This window comes from Novosphingobium lentum NBRC 107847 (assembly GCF_001590965.1).
In the GTDB taxonomy this organism is placed as follows: Bacteria; Pseudomonadota; Alphaproteobacteria; order Sphingomonadales; family Sphingomonadaceae; genus Novosphingobium; species Novosphingobium lentum.
This window is the reverse complement of the sequence record NZ_BCTW01000009.1, coordinates 139,357-153,109: the sequence shown is the minus strand read 5'-3', so window position 1 is coordinate 153,109 and position 13,753 is coordinate 139,357. Positions and strand designations below refer to the sequence as shown.

Genomic DNA, 13,753 nt, shown 5'->3' with positions numbered 1-13,753 from the left:
GACGATGGACGGCAAGATGCTCGCCCGGCTCGGCGCCGTCGTGTTCGTGGCGGTCGCGATCACCGCGACCGCAATCGAGATGAACCGGAAGGAGGAAGCGCCGGAGGCGTGGCCTTCCGGTCGGATGACGCAGGTGCAAGCTGATCCGCTGCGAGACGCGCTGATCCGGTGTCAGTCCCTGGGCGAGGCCGGACCGCGCGATCCGGCCTGCCTGCGCGCCTGGGCGGAGAACCGCAACCGCTTCCTCGCACCCGGCGCGCGTCCTGCCGAGCGACTGCCGGACATGCCGCCGGCTCCGCAGGTCAATGTCATCCCCCAACCGGGCCGCACCGATCAGCCGGTCTTCGAGCCTCCCGCACCGATCGCGCCGCCGCAGCTCGACCAGGCGAGATAACATCATGGGCGGCACAGGCGTCATCGACCATTTTCTCGAGGTCTTCACCCGCTACATCGATAGCGGCTTCGGCCTGCTCAGTGGCGAAGTGGCCTTCATTGCGACGACGCTGATCGTCATCGACGTGACTCTGGCGGCACTGTTCTGGTCATGGGGCGCCGACGACGACATCATGGCGCGCCTGGTGAAGAAGACGCTGTTCGTCGGCGTCTTCGCCTACATTATCGGCAACTGGAATAACCTCGCCCGCATCATCTTCGAGAGCTTCGCCGGCCTCGGCCTGAAAGCCAGCGGCACCAGCTTCACCACGGCCGATCTCCTACGCCCCGGTAAGGTCGCGCAGACCGGACTGGACGCCGGCCGACCGCTGCTCGACTCGATTTCCAGCCTGATGGGCTACTGGTCGTTCTTTGAGAACTTCATCCAGATCGCCTGCATGTTCCTGGCCTGGGCGTTGGTGCTGCTCGCTTTCTTCATCCTCGCGATCCAGCTCTTCGTCACGCTCATCGAGTTCAAGCTGACGACCCTCGCCGGCTTCGTGCTGATCCCGTTCGGCCTGTTCGGCAAATCGGCATTCATGGCCGAGCGCGTGCTGGGCAACGTCATCTCCTCCGGCATCAAGGTGCTTGTCCTGGCCGTGATCATCGGCATCGGCTCGACGCTGTTCTCCGAATTCACGGCCGGCTTTGGCGGCGCAACCCCGACGATCGACGAGGCCATGGCGATCGTGCTCGCCGCCCTGTCGTTACTCGGCCTCGGCATCTTCGGGCCCGGCATTGCCAGCGGCATCGTCTCCGGCGGCCCGCAGCTCAGCGCGGGCGCTGCTGTCGGCACCGGCATGGCCGCTGGTGGCATGGTCGCGCTCGGTGCTGGCGCGGTTGGCGCGGTGGCGTCGGGTGGCGCGACCTTGGCTGGCGGCGCGGCCGCCGCTGCCCGTAGCGGCGCCGCTATGGCTGGTGGAGCGTCCACCGCCTACAGCCTCGGCGCCGCCGGCCAGTCTGGCGCGGCCGGCGTCGCTTCGGGCCTTGGCGGCGTGGCACGAGCCGGCGGTAGCGCGGCTGCCTCCCCGCTCCGCCGTGCCGCATCACAGGCCGCAGACAGCTTGCGGTCCAGCTTCAACGCTGGGGGCAAGGCCGCCTTCGAAGCGACGGGCGGCTCCTCGACCATGGGCTCTACTGGCGCGGCATCCACCGGAGACGGAGCCGGCGCAGGCGGCTCTCCGACTGCTGGCGGCCCGCCCGCCTGGGCCCAGCGGATGCGCCGCTCACAGCACATGACCCACGCCATTCAGGCCACGGCACATGCCGTCCGTTCCGGCGACGCCCATGGCGGCGGCTCATCCATCAACCTTTCCGAAGGCGATCGCTGATGTTCAAACGACCCTCCACTCACTACGGCAAAGCCGCAGAACCCGAGACCCCCTATCAGCGTGCCGCCCAGGTCTGGGACGAGCGCATCGGCGCTTCGCGCGTTCAGGCGAAGAACTGGCGGCTCATGGCCTTCGGCTCGCTGATCCTGTCAGCCGGTTTCGCCACCGCGTTGGTCGTGCAGTCGGCACGCGGAACGATCGTGCCATGGGTGGTGCAGGTCGACCGGCTTGGTCAGGCTCAAGCCGTTGCGCCCGCCGAGGCCGACTATCGGCCGACCGACCCTCAGATCGCCTTCCACCTGGCGCGCTTCATCGAGCAGGTGCGCTCGATCCCTGCCGACGCGATCATCGTTCGCCAGAACTGGCTACGGGCGTACGACTTCACGACCGATCGCGGGGCGATGGCTCTGAACGACTATGCACGGTCGAACGACCCCTTCACCAAGGTCGGCCGCCAACAGGTGGCCGTCGACGTCTCGAGCGTCATTCGCGCTTCGCCCGACAGCTTCCGCGTCGCCTGGGTCGAGCGTCGCTACGAGAACGGTCAGATCGCCGAGACCACACGTTGGACCGCGATCCTGACGATCGTCGTGCAGGTCCCCCGCAATGCCGACCGCCTGAGGGCGAATCCGCTCGGCATCTATGTCAACGCCATCAACTGGTCACGGGAGCTTGGGCAATGAAGCCGTCTTTCCGTAAAGTCGGCAATCCGGCTTCACACATCCTCGTGTTTCCGTCTCTGCGCAAATCCGCATTGCCGTTCGTGTTGCTGGCGACGTCCGCCCTCGCCGGATGCGCCACCACCACGCCGCCGCCGGAAATCTCCTACGACAATGCCGCTCCGGCCGTGCAGACCATCGATCCGCCCGGACCTGTGCAGGTTGTCGAATTGCCGCGGCCGCTACCGCTGCCAGGTCAGATGAAGCCGGTTGAGGAAACGCGGCGCGCGCCCGAGCCGGCCGATCCTGCGGCGAGGGTGAACCAGGCCAATGCGGCCGCGCGCATCCAGCCAGTGCGGGACGGCTTCATCAACTCGATGCAGGTCTATCCCTTCACTCAGGGCGCGCTTTATCAGGTCTATACGGCTGTCGGGCAGATCACCGACGTTGCATTGCAGCCCGGCGAGCAGCTCGTTGGCGCCGGTCCCGTTGCCGCCGGCGATACAGTCCGCTGGATCATCGGCGATACCGAAAGCGGATCGGGTGCGACGCGCCAAATCCACATCTTGGTGAAGCCAACCCGCGCGGATCTGATGACGAACTTGGTCATCAACACCAACCTGCGCACCTACCACATGGAGCTGCGCTCGACGGAGCGCACCTACATGGCGTCGGTCTCCTGGCAGTATCCGCAGGACCAGCTCATCGCGCTGCGCCGGCAGAACTCGCAGGCAGAGGCGACGCAGCCGGTGGCGAGCGGAGTTGATCTCGCCAACGTCAACTTCCGGTACGCGATCGAGGGTGATCGCGCGCCTTGGCGGCCGCTGCGCGCTTTCGACGATGGCCGTCAGGTCTTCATCGAGTTTCCGCGCGGCATCGGTCAGGGCGAGATGCCGCCGCTCTTCGTCGTCGGACCGGAGGGGAATTCCTCGGAACTGGTGAACTATCGCGTCCGCGGACACCACATGATCGTCGACCGCCTCTTCGCAGCCGCCGAGCTACGCTTCGGTTCCGGCGATAACCAGAAGCGCGTCCGCATCACCCGCACCGATGGGAGGCCCGCGTCGTGAGCGAGCGCGACCCCCGAAACGAGGAAGTGCCCGACGACGAGGCTCAGTCCCTGACCGGCGAGCCGGCTAGCCCGGCGCCGATGCGGCTGCGCGCCGAGCCGCCGCGTGTCACCCGGCTATCGCGCAAGGTCCTCGCGGGAATTGGCCTCGTCGCCAGCGTCGGGATCGGTGGCGCGCTTGTCTATGCACTTCAGACCCGCGACGGTGGCCGCCCGAACGAGGAGCTCTACTCGACCGAGAACCGCGCCACCGCCGACGGCATTGCGGGCTTGCCGCGCGACTATAGCGGTGTGCCCCAGCTTGGTCCGCCGCTCCCCGGCGACCTCGGCCGCCCGATGCTGGGGGCACAAAATCGCGGCCAACCCGTTCCCGCACCCGGCGGAGCCACCGCTAATCCCGGTCTCAGTCCGGAGGAGCAGCGACGCATTCAGGAGCTTGAGGCGGCCCGCACGGCGCGGCTGTTCGCCGGTACTGAAACCCGGTCCGCCGCCGCAGGGCCTTCCTCGACCACGCCCAGCACACAACAGCTACCCGACCTGACCAGTCTCGGATTGGCGCCGCAGCCCGCCACGCCGACGGCGCAGGACCGCCAGAACGCCTTTCTCAACGCGGCCGCCGACCGCCGCACTGTCTCACCCGATCGCGTCGCAGCACCGGCCTCGCCCAATATCCTGCAGGCCGGAGCGGTCATATCCGCTGCGCTGATCACCGGTATTCGCTCGGACCTGCCAGGCCAGATAACCGCGCAGGTGACCGAGAACATCTATGACAGTCCGACCGGCCGCATCCTTCTCGTGCCGCAGGGTACGCGCGTCATCGGCCAGTACGACAACAACGTGCAGTTCGGGCAAAGTCGCGTGCTGCTGGTCTGGAACCGGCTCATCTTTCCGAACGGTCGCTCGATCGTGCTCGAGCGCCAACCCGGCGCAGACGCCGAGGGCTATGCCGGCCTGCAGGACGGCGTCGATTATCATTGGTGGGATCTCGCCAAGGCAGCGGGGCTTTCGACCTTGCTCAGCGTCGGCGCCGAACTCGCTACCAATGACGATGACCGCCTGATCCAAGCGATCCGCAACGGAGGCCAGGACACCATCAATGACGCCGGCCAGCAAATTATCCGCCGACAGCTCAACGTCGCGCCGACGCTGACGATTCGTCCGGGGTTCCCCGTCCGCGTGATCGTCACCCGAGACGTTGTGCTCGAGCCCTACGGAGGTTGACCGATGAGCAAGTTGAAACTGGGCGCCGTCATCGACGAAAAGCCTATCAAGGTTTCGCTCGAATTGCCTGCGGCTCTCCATCGAGACTTGCGCCAATATGCAGAGATTCTAGCTCAACAAGAAGGCGTTGCTGTCGCCGAACTTGAAAAGCTCATCCTGGCGATGGTTCAACGCTTCATACAAACGGATCGAGGATTTGCACGGGCACGCCGAGATAGGACTGAGCGAACGCCTGGAAGCTAATCAGGAGCACTAGGACCTTTCGAACCTGGCTTCCACCTATCTGGGGCATTCGCCCGGCAGCCACGTCCTTGACGAGACACAACAGGTGAAAAAGCGCAGGGTTCGAGTTGCTCGGCGACCACACGGCTGTAGAGGGGAGTTGCTCTGGATCTCCGCCGATCGGTCGGAATGTGATGCCAGCCGCGCCGCGGCCGAGGAATGAAGCACTTGCGAGGGTAATCCCATAACCCATGGTGACGATGTTCAGGAGACTTTCTCGACTGACGTCGTGGACGTCGATCTGCGGACTGAAGCCTGGCGCGGACAGCTTCCGCACAACATAATCATGGATCTCCGGACCGACCCCCCTCTGAGTGACCAAGAAAGTCTCGTCACGCAGATCCTGCCAGACCAGCTCCTCCCGTTCCGCAAGTCGATGATCTTGGGGCATCGCGACAAAGATACCCTCGGTCCAAAGCAGCATCGCCTCGTGTTCAGCCAGCCGTGGGCGCCCAGGGAGGAACGAGATGTCCAGCTCTCCCGTCGTGACACGCGCGAGGTTCTGCTCCGACGAGCCCTCGCGCAACCGAACACGGATCATGGGATGACGTCTGTGAAACTCCTTGAGAGCAAGGTGTAGACGACCTTCCGTGAGCGGCACGAGAACGCCGACCTGCAATTCACCGCGTTCCCCGTTCTGCACCGATGCCGCAACTTGCACCGCATGTCCGAGCTGGTTCATGCCCGTCGATGCCTCTTCCAGAAACAACTTGCCGGCACGGGTTAGGCGGACCCCATCAGGCCCGCGGTCGAAGATGCGAAACCCGATACGATGCTCGAGCAACTGCACTCGACGCGTAAGCGTCGACTGCGAGATGTTGAGTGCCACCGCGGCGCGCCTGAAGCTTCGGTGCTGCGCTGCCGCAATCGCGTATCTCAAATGTCTCAAATCCAGCGACAGATCGGGCATGGCCTCCTCGTAGGAAAATGAAGGCCGCTCCATCGATGAGGCGCCCACTGGTGCCGCTCGTCAGGGTTCCTTCGAACTCCGACCCAAGGTTGCGCGCATGACCGGCGGGAAGGCTTGCGCGAGCCGGAGGACCAGCCGGAACATGCGCCTCGGAAAAGGCGCGTCGGAACTGGCGTTCTCGGCATTTCGCCTGGAAAGGCCGACTGCTTTGTTGGCGTATTCACGCATTTGCGTTTCATAGACGCCCACGGCCGGCACCAGCGGTCCGTCGCTGGCTTTCGCCTCGACCAGCGCGTCACACAGGATGCGTGCGTCGCGAAGCGCCGTGTTCGCGCCAATGCCGGCCATCGGCGTCATGTTATGGATCGCGTCCCCGATCAGCGTGACGTTGCTGGGCGGCCATGGTTCAAGCTCCGGCATGGATCGGAGCGGGACGGGAGCCACCGTCTCGAGGTCAGCGTCGCGAACGAGGGTGGTTAGGTCGGGCGACCAATCCTGTATCCGCCTCAGCACGAATTCCTGCAGCGCCAATGCCCCATCGTCCAGGGGAGCGAGACCGAGCTGCGACCGGGGCGTGACATAGGCCCACATCACATAGTTCTGCGCAGCTTGGCGGTGTCCGTCCACATCAGCCGAGCGCGAGCGCCAGGCCGCAACGAACATCCAGCCTGGACCCGCCGGGACGATGTTGTTGAGGGAGCCATCCGTCAGCGCACGCGGCAAGGCCCGCGCCCGAGTTTCGTCGAGAACATAACGGCCTGCGATCGCCAGGATGCCCAACTCCAGACGATGCACATCCGGAAGATATTGTTGGCGTACCTTCGAATGGCTCGCGTCCGCCCCGACGAGCAAGTCGCCCTCAGCACTGCTGCCATCCGCGAAGTAAGCGCGGACGCCGCCGCCGGAAAGTTGCTCATAGTGGATGAAGGTCTTGTCCCACTGAACCACAGGGCGTTCGGCATCCGTCAGCCCATCGAGAAGAATCTCCCGCAGTTCGATGCGCCCGACGCCGCGCAGTCCGACCTCGCTCGCGGGTTTGCCCGAGAGAGCCGCTTCGTCGCGCGTTGCGAGCCGGCGGAGTTGTTCGTCGCGGAAATGCAGCTCGGTGCCCGCCTGGGTGCTGAGGTCGACAAATCGCGACCAGCCTTCCGGTGTCAAACACGCCTTCAGAGCTTGCTGACCGTGGCGATTGATGTGGATGCCATAGCCGGCCAGATTTTCGGAGGCACTCGCCTGCCGTTCGAATACCGAGACGTCCGTCCCGGCCTTACGAAGGCCTTGCGCGAGGCAAAGCCCACCAAGGCCCCCACCAATGATTAGAACTCGCATCACTCCACCTCGCCATCGGGCGCATTATTGGCAGCAGAGCTGTAAAACTGGCGCCGCCATCCGTACAATTGATGATTCATATACCCGCGTATTTGTTCGGCGGATATAAGTGCTGGTCGATCCGGCTCGCCGCACGGCCTCGCCATCGACTAGAACCGATACGACAACCCGAGGAACCCCGTAGGATTCCATTTTTCCTGGTTCAGAGGCGTATCGAGGGCGTCGCCAAACAGCATTGTCGCGCCCACGTTGCCAGTGACCGTCCATCGGTCGGAGACGCGGTAGATCCCGGTCAGCGAGAGTGAGGCGTCCTTAAACCCGCTATTGGCTTTGAACGTCGGAAGCCCGGAAGCCACCGACTCCGTGGCGCTGATACCGAAGTAGTTGTCCATATACTTCCCGTCGGCCCAGGTCGTGCTGACGGACGGGACAAGTGCGAAACTCGATGTCAGCGGCAGGTAGTAAGAAAGTCCCGCGTCGGCCACCAGCCCTTTGGTTCCACCGATGGACTGTACGGCTCCGACAGAGAAGGTGAAGCGGTCGAGCCGAACACTTCCAAAGACCCGCGCGCCAGCGGTATCGTCGATCCCGTTGATGCCTTTCGGAACATCACCGCTATCGTACCCCGCGACATAGGTGACGCTCGCCCCCAGCCTGAAGATGTCGTCGCGATACAGATCGACCCCGATGCCTTCCGACGTGTCGACGAAGAACCGGCCATACCGCCCCTCTATGACAGGAAGCGGGATCACCCTGGACTTATTCGATCCCTGATAAGTCGGAAATATCGCAGCCCCGGGCCCGACGCTCAGATTGTAGTCTTTGTCCCCGGCGCCGGATTGGACGTCGTCCGCGCGCGCCTCTCCGGCGATCAGCAACAACAATGTTGCAGGAACTAGCTGTTTCTGCATGGCAAATGACCTTCTTGGCATGATCGTGCGTCGCTTCGAGCGCTGCGCGACGGTTGGATGTTCGTGGGAGCCCCCGCTGGCCTAGGCGAGCATTGGCGCGTAGTTGCGCCGGTAGGCGTAGGCGAGGACGCCCGCCAACAGATCCATGACGATGGCTGCGGGAACGCCGGCCGGATTGAGAGTCAGGTGATAGAGGGTGATCACCGTGATGGCAGGCATGATGATCGCCAGCCCGAAGGCCGGCCTGAAGTTGAACAACAGGGACATGCCGCCGAGAAGATTCACGGCCTTCACGAGTGGCCACATGAACCCGCTCGCCAGCATCGCCTCTTCTAACGCGCGTGCGTCGGGCGTCGCCGGCGGATGGATGAGATTTTCGCCGGTCGCCAGGAAGTAAAAGCCGTCAGTCCCGCTCACGACAAACAGCAGCCCGAGCAGAAGGCGGGGGACGTGAAGCCCCAGCGCTTTCGATCGAAGAATGCCTTTCGGATTTGATGCGTTCTTCACCCTCACATCGCTTCTCCTGGTTGAAGGAGCTGGCGCGTACGGTACGGGGCGGTCGTCCGCGCCCCCGGTACTTCGCACCAGCCCCGATTGTTTCATGCGGAAGCCAGCACTCTGGCCGCACATCGGTCGTAGGAAGCCGCCCAGGGTCGCGCCGCTTCGAACGCGGCGCAGAGCGAGAGGAGCTCAAAATCCCCATGTCGCTGCCCGATCAGTTGCAGACCGACCGGGAGACCTTTCGCAAATCCCGCTGGTAGGGACGCCGAAGGGTGGCCGGAGAGGTTGGTCAGGAAGCCGAGGCACCAGCCCACGACTGGATCGACGGCCACGCCGTCGATCGCGCTCGGGGCGCTGGTGTCGCCCGCTACGCCGTTCATCACAGGCAGCGCACCCGTTGCCGGGCAGGCGATCACGTCCACTTCAGCCAAAGCGCGATTGATGCCGTCGTACACGGCGGTGCGGATTTGCTGATCACGTTGCATCCCGGCTGAGCCGAGCGACTGCGCCTGATCGATCGAGACCCAGACCTCCTCCGGAATCTCGTCTCTGAAGTCATTGCACAGGTCGATGCCGCGTTTCTTCAATCCGTTGAACGCGCCTGCCATGCGCATCGACACCATCCGCCGCCATGCGGCGCTGATCTCTTCGGCTGAATGCGGAAATTGAATTTCGAACGGCACCACGTGCGCACCTTGCGTTTCGAACGCGGCGACAGACGCGGTCAGAACCTCGACGATCTCCGGTGCAACCGGAAACCCGCCAAGATGCGGGGCGAAGCCAATCCGACATCCGCGTACCGGATTGATCAGCGCATGTGTCCAATCAACATCGGAAGGGACGCTGAAGGGGTCGTCCGGCTCGTACCCGACCAGCGCATTCAGCGCGAGAGCTGCATCTTCCACAGTCCGGCTGATCGCGCCGTCGTAAGCGAACGGAGAAACTTCGAACGCGCTCGGCCGTGTGACGCGCGCGACCCGCCCGTGCGAAGACTGGTATCCAAAGACCCCACACCATGCCGCCGAAATTCGGATCCACCCGCCGCCGTCGAGCGCGCCAGCAATCGGCACTAGGCCGTCTGCCACGGCCGCCGCGCTGCCGCCCGCCGCGCCGCCGCTGTTCCTCGCCAGATCAAACGGGTTGGCGGTCGGCCCGAACAGGCGGTTGTCGCAGACGCTGGTAAAACCGAGCGGGGACGAATTGGTGTACCCTAGGAGCACCGCGCCGGACGCTTCCATCCGCCGGGGATAGAGGGAACGGCTCGCTCCCTTGGCGTGCTTCACGGATGGAATTCCACCGAGACTGTTGGGCCAACCCGGATAGCTACTGAACAATTCCGTGGTGACCGTCGGCACGCCGCCAAGGCGTACGGTCCCGTCGCCCGCGAGAAGCCGCGCCTCGACGCTACGAGACGTCTCAAGAGCGGCGTCGGCATCAAGGTGTATGATCGCGTTCAGAGATGGATTGCGCCGCTCGATTCTGGAGATCGTCTGACCGAGAACCTCGCTAGGCGAGATTTCCTTTGCACGAACCAACCGGATAAGTTCCGCAGCACTTGCTGTAGATTCGAGAATTTCCTGATTCATTATACCTGTCCTCGGCGACTTCAGACCAAGTCGAGAAACGTCAAACGGTCGAACGACCCTTTACTCTCGAAGAGCCGGGCCAATTCCCAATCGGCTTTTGCTATGAAGCGACATTTGACGGACAAATAACGCGAGGATGGCCCCATCTGCAGCAGCGATGAGAGTTGCCGACCACTCGCGCGGCGCTGGCCCGAGCGCCGGATGGGGGTATCCCCCTGAAGGATACCTTGATCGACAATTCATTTGTTTAGATTATACTATCCGCCATGAACTTGCGCGCAGTCGATCTGAACCTCCTCGTCATCCTCGACGCCCTCTTGGATGAGGCCCATGTGTCGCGCGCCGCGAACCGTCTGAATCTGTCACAGCCGGCAACATCGGCGAGTCTCGCCCGCCTGCGGCAGCTCTTTGGTGACCCGCTGCTGGAGCGCGCAGAAGGCGCGATGCGCCTGACACCGGTCGCTGAGGCTCTTCGCGGCCGCCTCAAGGACCTGCTGGCCGACACCCATGCTCTTCTCGATTTGCAGCCGGAAGCTTTGCGAACGGTCCAGAAGGTGGTGCGCATCGCTACCGCCGATCATCTCGCGATCCGCATCGCTGACCAGCTACATCGACTGCTGTCAGAAACAGCACCCGGTATCGATCTTGTCTTCCAGCCCTACCACGGCGCCGTCGGTGCGCTGGAGGCGCTCGGGAAAGGCGCAATCGATCTGTCCATCTCGATTCTTCCAACCGCTGCCCCCCCAATTACGCGGGAGGAATTCATGCGCGAGCGGTGGCGGGTGATCATGCGAAAGGATCACCCCGCCGCAACGAACTTCGACCTCGATCAGTGGCTAGCCTTCCCGCACATCAACGTCTCCGGCAGGGGGGAAGTACGAGCCGCACTGGACGACAAAATCGCCGCCCTCGGGCGGACCCGTCGCATCGCCCTCGTGGTTCCCAGCTTCCTGATGGTGGCGCCGCTCGTCCAACGTTCTGACTTCCTAAGTGTAATACCGACGCTCAGCCTGCCTTTGGCGTCGATCGAAGATTTCGCCATCTTCAAGCCCCCGATCGTACTGGAAGAATTCCCGATCCATATCGCCTGGCACGCCCGACACGATGTCGATGTCGCCGTGCAGCATGTCCGCTCCACGATCCAAGGACTACAGCTCGGAGAGCTGTGACTGCCCCCCTTCCGAGACGAGAGCCAGTATTTGTTGAGGCGATATCTAAGTATACTGATCATCGATTGGACGGATTACGTAGCTTCGCGCTAGCCCTGCGACACCGGCAGGCAGCGAAGTCCGTCAACTCAGGCGCTTCGCCCTCCGAATAGAGGCGCCTTTATGACCCGACCATCCGAACCAATGCTTTCACGCCGCGAAGCGCTGGCCATGGGCGCGCTCGGCGTTGCGGCGACGGTCGGGGGCTGCGTGAGCACGACCGAGCTAACTGCGGCGCCGGACATCCGCTTCAGGCGCGACCTGCCGATTTCGCCGGTTCTCGCGCCAAAAAAAGTCGACGCATCAGGCGCGCACTACGAAATCGAGCAGCGCGAAGCGAAGGTCAGCATTCTACCCGGTGTCGAGACCACGGCGTGGACTTACAACGGCACCTTCCCCGGCCCGACGATCCGGGCCAAACGCGGCACACCGACGATCCTCCGCTGCACCAACAATCTCGATACGCTGACGGTCGTGCATCTCCATGGCGGCCGGGTCCCGTCCGAGTCGGACGGCTTCCCCATGGACGTCATCCTTCCAAAGAATTTCGACAATCTGGCCGCACTCTGCGGACCCGGAACGGACCTGTCCAAGATTCAGGCGACGATTGGAAACACGCGGACCTACATCTATCCTAACGACCAGCGAGCTGCCACGCTTTGGTATCACGATCACTGCATGGGTGGCGCCGGTCGCAACACCTATATGGGCCTCCTCGGCTTTTACATCCTCGAGGACGAAGAAGAAGCGGGCCTGTCGCTGCCCCGCGGCGCTCAGGACATTCCCATCATGATCGCCACGCGCCGTCTCACCAGGACCGGCGAGTTGGAATATCAACATCACGGTCATCTAGGCGCTGGTGGTGGCATGATGCTCGCCAACGGGGCTCCGTGGCCTCGCCTCGCTGTCGAGCGACGGAAATATCGTTTTCGACTCCTGAACGCCGACAATTCGGAGCCGCTTGAGTTAGCGCTCGAAGGCGACCGCCCCTTTGTCCAGATCGCGACTGATGGCGGTCTGCTTGATGCGCCTGTGACGTTGACGCGCCTGCCCCTAGCGATGGCCGAACGGGTCGAGATCGTGGTCGACTTTGCAACTTGCCGAGCTGGCGAGACCATTATTGTGCGCAATCTGCGCGGCGAAGGACCGCTTAGTGAGGTCATGCGGTTCGACGTCGTAGGTGATTCCGTCCGTGATGAAGCCACCGTGCCGGCCAGGCTCAGCCGGATCGAACGTTTACGGCCAGAAGATGCTGTGCGCGTGCGCGAGTTTGTCTTCGGAGCAAAGCCCTACTTTGCTCTCCGGTTTCCTCCGATCTACTGGACGATCAACGGCAATCGTTTCGACCCGGAACGGGTTGATGCCGCGCCAAAGTACGGTGACATCGAAATCTGGCGGTTCATCCGTCAGAAAACGATTTTCCCGACGATGTGCCATCCGCCCCATGTGCACCTGGTCAACTTCCAGGTGCTCGAACGGGATGGCAAGCCGCCCTTGCCGCACGAACGAGGATGGAAGGACACCGCCGCGCTCGAATTCGACCAGTCCGTCACGGTCATCATGCGCTTCGACGGCTACCGTGGCCGATACCTCCTCCACTGCCACAATCTTGAACACGAGGATCATGACATGATGGCGCGCTTCGATGTCGTCTGAGCAAAAATCTCCGCTGTCCCGCGTCGTGGGCATTATCGTGACAGCCGTTCCGTCCGTCGTCTTCGTCGCTGTCAACGCAGCATGCACGCTCTGGCCGGCATTAGGCGCTGCCGCAGCGTCCGCAGTCGTCATCTTTCTCTACAGGCTCATCCGCAAGCAGCCGCTCAAACAGGCCTTGATTGGCTTGGCAATCGCGACCGCCTGCGCCGGTGTCGCAGCTTTTACCGGCGATGCGCGGGATTTCTTCATCGCACCGGCGCTCATTCCCGTAGCGGCGATGCTGGTCTGCATCGGCTCGCTGATAGTTCGCAGGCCGTTGACGGGCGTCCTGCTCAACCGCGTCGTCGGTGGTCCCGGCAACTGGTACGAATTACGCCCATTGCTGCGAGTGTATGCTCTCACCACGGCGACCGCAGTCGCGATCAACATCGTCAATTTCGGTCTACAAGCGGTATTCTACGTCGCCGACAATACCATCGTTCTTGCTTCCATCCACGTGGCAACGGGACCTGTTTTCGCAACGCTGGTCGCGGTGACGCTTGTCTTCGCCCGCAAGGAGGTCAAACGCCATGCGCAGCGGCATGAGACTGCGCTCCTGGCGCCCTCCAACGCCCATAGGGAGGCTGGTCGCTAGACTTGGGTTCGCCCCGAATCCGCG

General features: G+C 63.3%; 14 protein-coding genes. 9 read left to right on the top strand and 5 right to left on the bottom strand.

All coding sequences use genetic code 11. The features are described from left to right. The first annotated feature begins 4 nt into the window (after positions 1–4). Genes trbK-alt through NL2_RS20755 form a run of 6 tightly spaced genes read left to right on the top strand, consistent with a single transcriptional unit; the run spans position 5 to position 4,955 of the window. Complete coding sequence (gene trbK-alt, locus NL2_RS09985) at positions 5–394, top strand: putative entry exclusion protein TrbK-alt (RefSeq protein ID WP_068074277.1); 390 nt, start codon at positions 5–7, stop codon at positions 392–394. Positions 395–398: 4 nt separating this feature from the next. Then, positions 399–1,763 (top strand): P-type conjugative transfer protein TrbL, encoded by a 1,365-nt coding sequence (gene trbL, locus NL2_RS09980; RefSeq protein WP_068074274.1) that lies wholly within the window; start codon positions 399–401, stop codon positions 1,761–1,763. After that, positions 1,763–2,446 carry a conjugal transfer protein TrbF gene (trbF, locus tag NL2_RS09975; RefSeq protein ID WP_068074268.1) on the top strand — a complete coding sequence of 228 codons (684 nt, stop codon included), beginning with the start codon at positions 1,763–1,765 and terminating at the stop codon, positions 2,444–2,446. The genes trbL and trbF overlap by 1 nt, the downstream gene beginning before the upstream one ends. Next, on the top strand, positions 2,443–3,492 hold the full coding sequence (gene trbG / locus NL2_RS09970; protein WP_068074266.1) for a P-type conjugative transfer protein TrbG: 1,050 nt from the start codon (positions 2,443–2,445) through the stop codon (positions 3,490–3,492). Before trbF ends, trbG begins: the two co-directional genes overlap by 4 nt. Then, a complete protein-coding gene (locus tag NL2_RS09965) occupies positions 3,489–4,712 on the top strand; it encodes a TraB/TrbI/VirB10 family type IV secretion system protein (RefSeq protein WP_068074263.1) in 1,224 nt (407 codons plus the stop codon). Before trbG ends, NL2_RS09965 begins: the two co-directional genes overlap by 4 nt. Positions 4,713–4,715: 3 nt before the next feature. After that, positions 4,716–4,955: a DUF2274 domain-containing protein gene (locus NL2_RS20755; protein WP_084356016.1), complete on the top strand. Its 240-nt coding sequence runs from the start codon at positions 4,716–4,718 to the stop codon at positions 4,953–4,955. Here NL2_RS20755 and NL2_RS09960 read toward each other — a convergent pair. The 5 genes from NL2_RS09960 to NL2_RS09935 form a co-directional block, all read right to left on the bottom strand. Then, positions 4,888–5,904: a LysR family transcriptional regulator gene (locus NL2_RS09960; protein ID WP_068074261.1), complete on the bottom strand. Its 1,017-nt coding sequence runs from the start codon at positions 5,902–5,904 to the stop codon at positions 4,888–4,890. The two genes, NL2_RS20755 and NL2_RS09960, sit on opposite strands and share 68 nt — an antisense overlap. A 60-nt stretch (positions 5,905–5,964) precedes the next feature. Then, entirely contained in the window at positions 5,965–7,233 is a 1,269-nt protein-coding gene (locus NL2_RS20750) for an FAD-dependent oxidoreductase (RefSeq protein WP_084356024.1), read from the bottom strand. 149 nt (positions 7,234–7,382) lie between these two features. Further along, on the bottom strand, positions 7,383–8,144 hold the full coding sequence (locus NL2_RS09945) for a MipA/OmpV family protein (protein WP_068074256.1): 762 nt from the start codon (positions 8,142–8,144) through the stop codon (positions 7,383–7,385). Positions 8,145–8,225: 81 nt separating this feature from the next. After that, a complete protein-coding gene (locus NL2_RS09940; protein WP_157083128.1) occupies positions 8,226–8,657 on the bottom strand; it encodes a hypothetical protein in 432 nt (143 codons plus the stop codon). 86 nt (positions 8,658–8,743) lie between these two features. Then, positions 8,744–10,231, bottom strand: coding sequence for an amidase (locus NL2_RS09935; protein ID WP_084356014.1), 1,488 nt, complete (start codon positions 10,229–10,231; stop codon positions 8,744–8,746). A 266-nt stretch (positions 10,232–10,497) separates the two neighbouring features. Here NL2_RS09935 and NL2_RS09930 point away from each other — a divergent pair, with 266 nt between their 5' ends. The 3 genes from NL2_RS09930 to NL2_RS09920 all read left to right on the top strand — a co-directional run bounded on the left by NL2_RS09930 (position 10,498) and on the right by NL2_RS09920 (position 13,729). Continuing rightward, on the top strand, positions 10,498–11,400 hold the full coding sequence (locus tag NL2_RS09930) for a LysR family transcriptional regulator (protein WP_068074251.1): 903 nt from the start codon (positions 10,498–10,500) through the stop codon (positions 11,398–11,400). 162 nt (positions 11,401–11,562) lie between these two features. Further along, positions 11,563–13,095, top strand: coding sequence for a multicopper oxidase family protein (locus tag NL2_RS09925; RefSeq protein ID WP_084356013.1), 1,533 nt, complete (start codon positions 11,563–11,565; stop codon positions 13,093–13,095). Then, positions 13,085–13,729 carry a DUF3159 domain-containing protein gene (locus NL2_RS09920; protein ID WP_068074245.1) on the top strand — a complete coding sequence of 215 codons (645 nt, stop codon included), beginning with the start codon at positions 13,085–13,087 and terminating at the stop codon, positions 13,727–13,729. The genes NL2_RS09925 and NL2_RS09920 overlap by 11 nt, the downstream gene beginning before the upstream one ends. The last annotated feature ends 24 nt before the right edge of the window (positions 13,730–13,753 follow it).

Excerpts from the sequence above, each read along its gene's own strand:
- trbK-alt (WP_068074277.1), top strand. The coding sequence starts at position 5 with ATGGACGGCAAGATGCTCGCCCGGCTCGGCGCCGTCGTGTTCGTGGCG.
- trbL (WP_068074274.1), top strand. The coding sequence starts at position 399 with ATGGGCGGCACAGGCGTCATCGACCATTTTCTCGAGGTCTTCACCCGC.
- trbF (WP_068074268.1), top strand. The coding sequence starts at position 1,763 with ATGTTCAAACGACCCTCCACTCACTACGGCAAAGCCGCAGAACCCGAG.
- trbG (WP_068074266.1), top strand. The coding sequence starts at position 2,443 with ATGAAGCCGTCTTTCCGTAAAGTCGGCAATCCGGCTTCACACATCCTC.
- NL2_RS20755 (WP_084356016.1), top strand. The coding sequence starts at position 4,716 with ATGAGCAAGTTGAAACTGGGCGCCGTCATCGACGAAAAGCCTATCAAG.
- NL2_RS09960 (WP_068074261.1), bottom strand. The coding sequence starts at position 5,904 with ATGCCCGATCTGTCGCTGGATTTGAGACATTTGAGATACGCGATTGCG.
- NL2_RS20750 (WP_084356024.1), bottom strand. The coding sequence starts at position 7,233 with ATGCGAGTTCTAATCATTGGTGGGGGCCTTGGTGGGCTTTGCCTCGCG.
- NL2_RS09945 (WP_068074256.1), bottom strand. The coding sequence starts at position 8,144 with ATGCAGAAACAGCTAGTTCCTGCAACATTGTTGTTGCTGATCGCCGGA.
- NL2_RS09935 (WP_084356014.1), bottom strand. The coding sequence starts at position 10,231 with ATGAATCAGGAAATTCTCGAATCTACAGCAAGTGCTGCGGAACTTATC.
- NL2_RS09930 (WP_068074251.1), top strand. The coding sequence starts at position 10,498 with ATGAACTTGCGCGCAGTCGATCTGAACCTCCTCGTCATCCTCGACGCC.
- NL2_RS09925 (WP_084356013.1), top strand. The coding sequence starts at position 11,563 with ATGACCCGACCATCCGAACCAATGCTTTCACGCCGCGAAGCGCTGGCC.
- NL2_RS09920 (WP_068074245.1), top strand. The coding sequence starts at position 13,085 with ATGTCGTCTGAGCAAAAATCTCCGCTGTCCCGCGTCGTGGGCATTATC.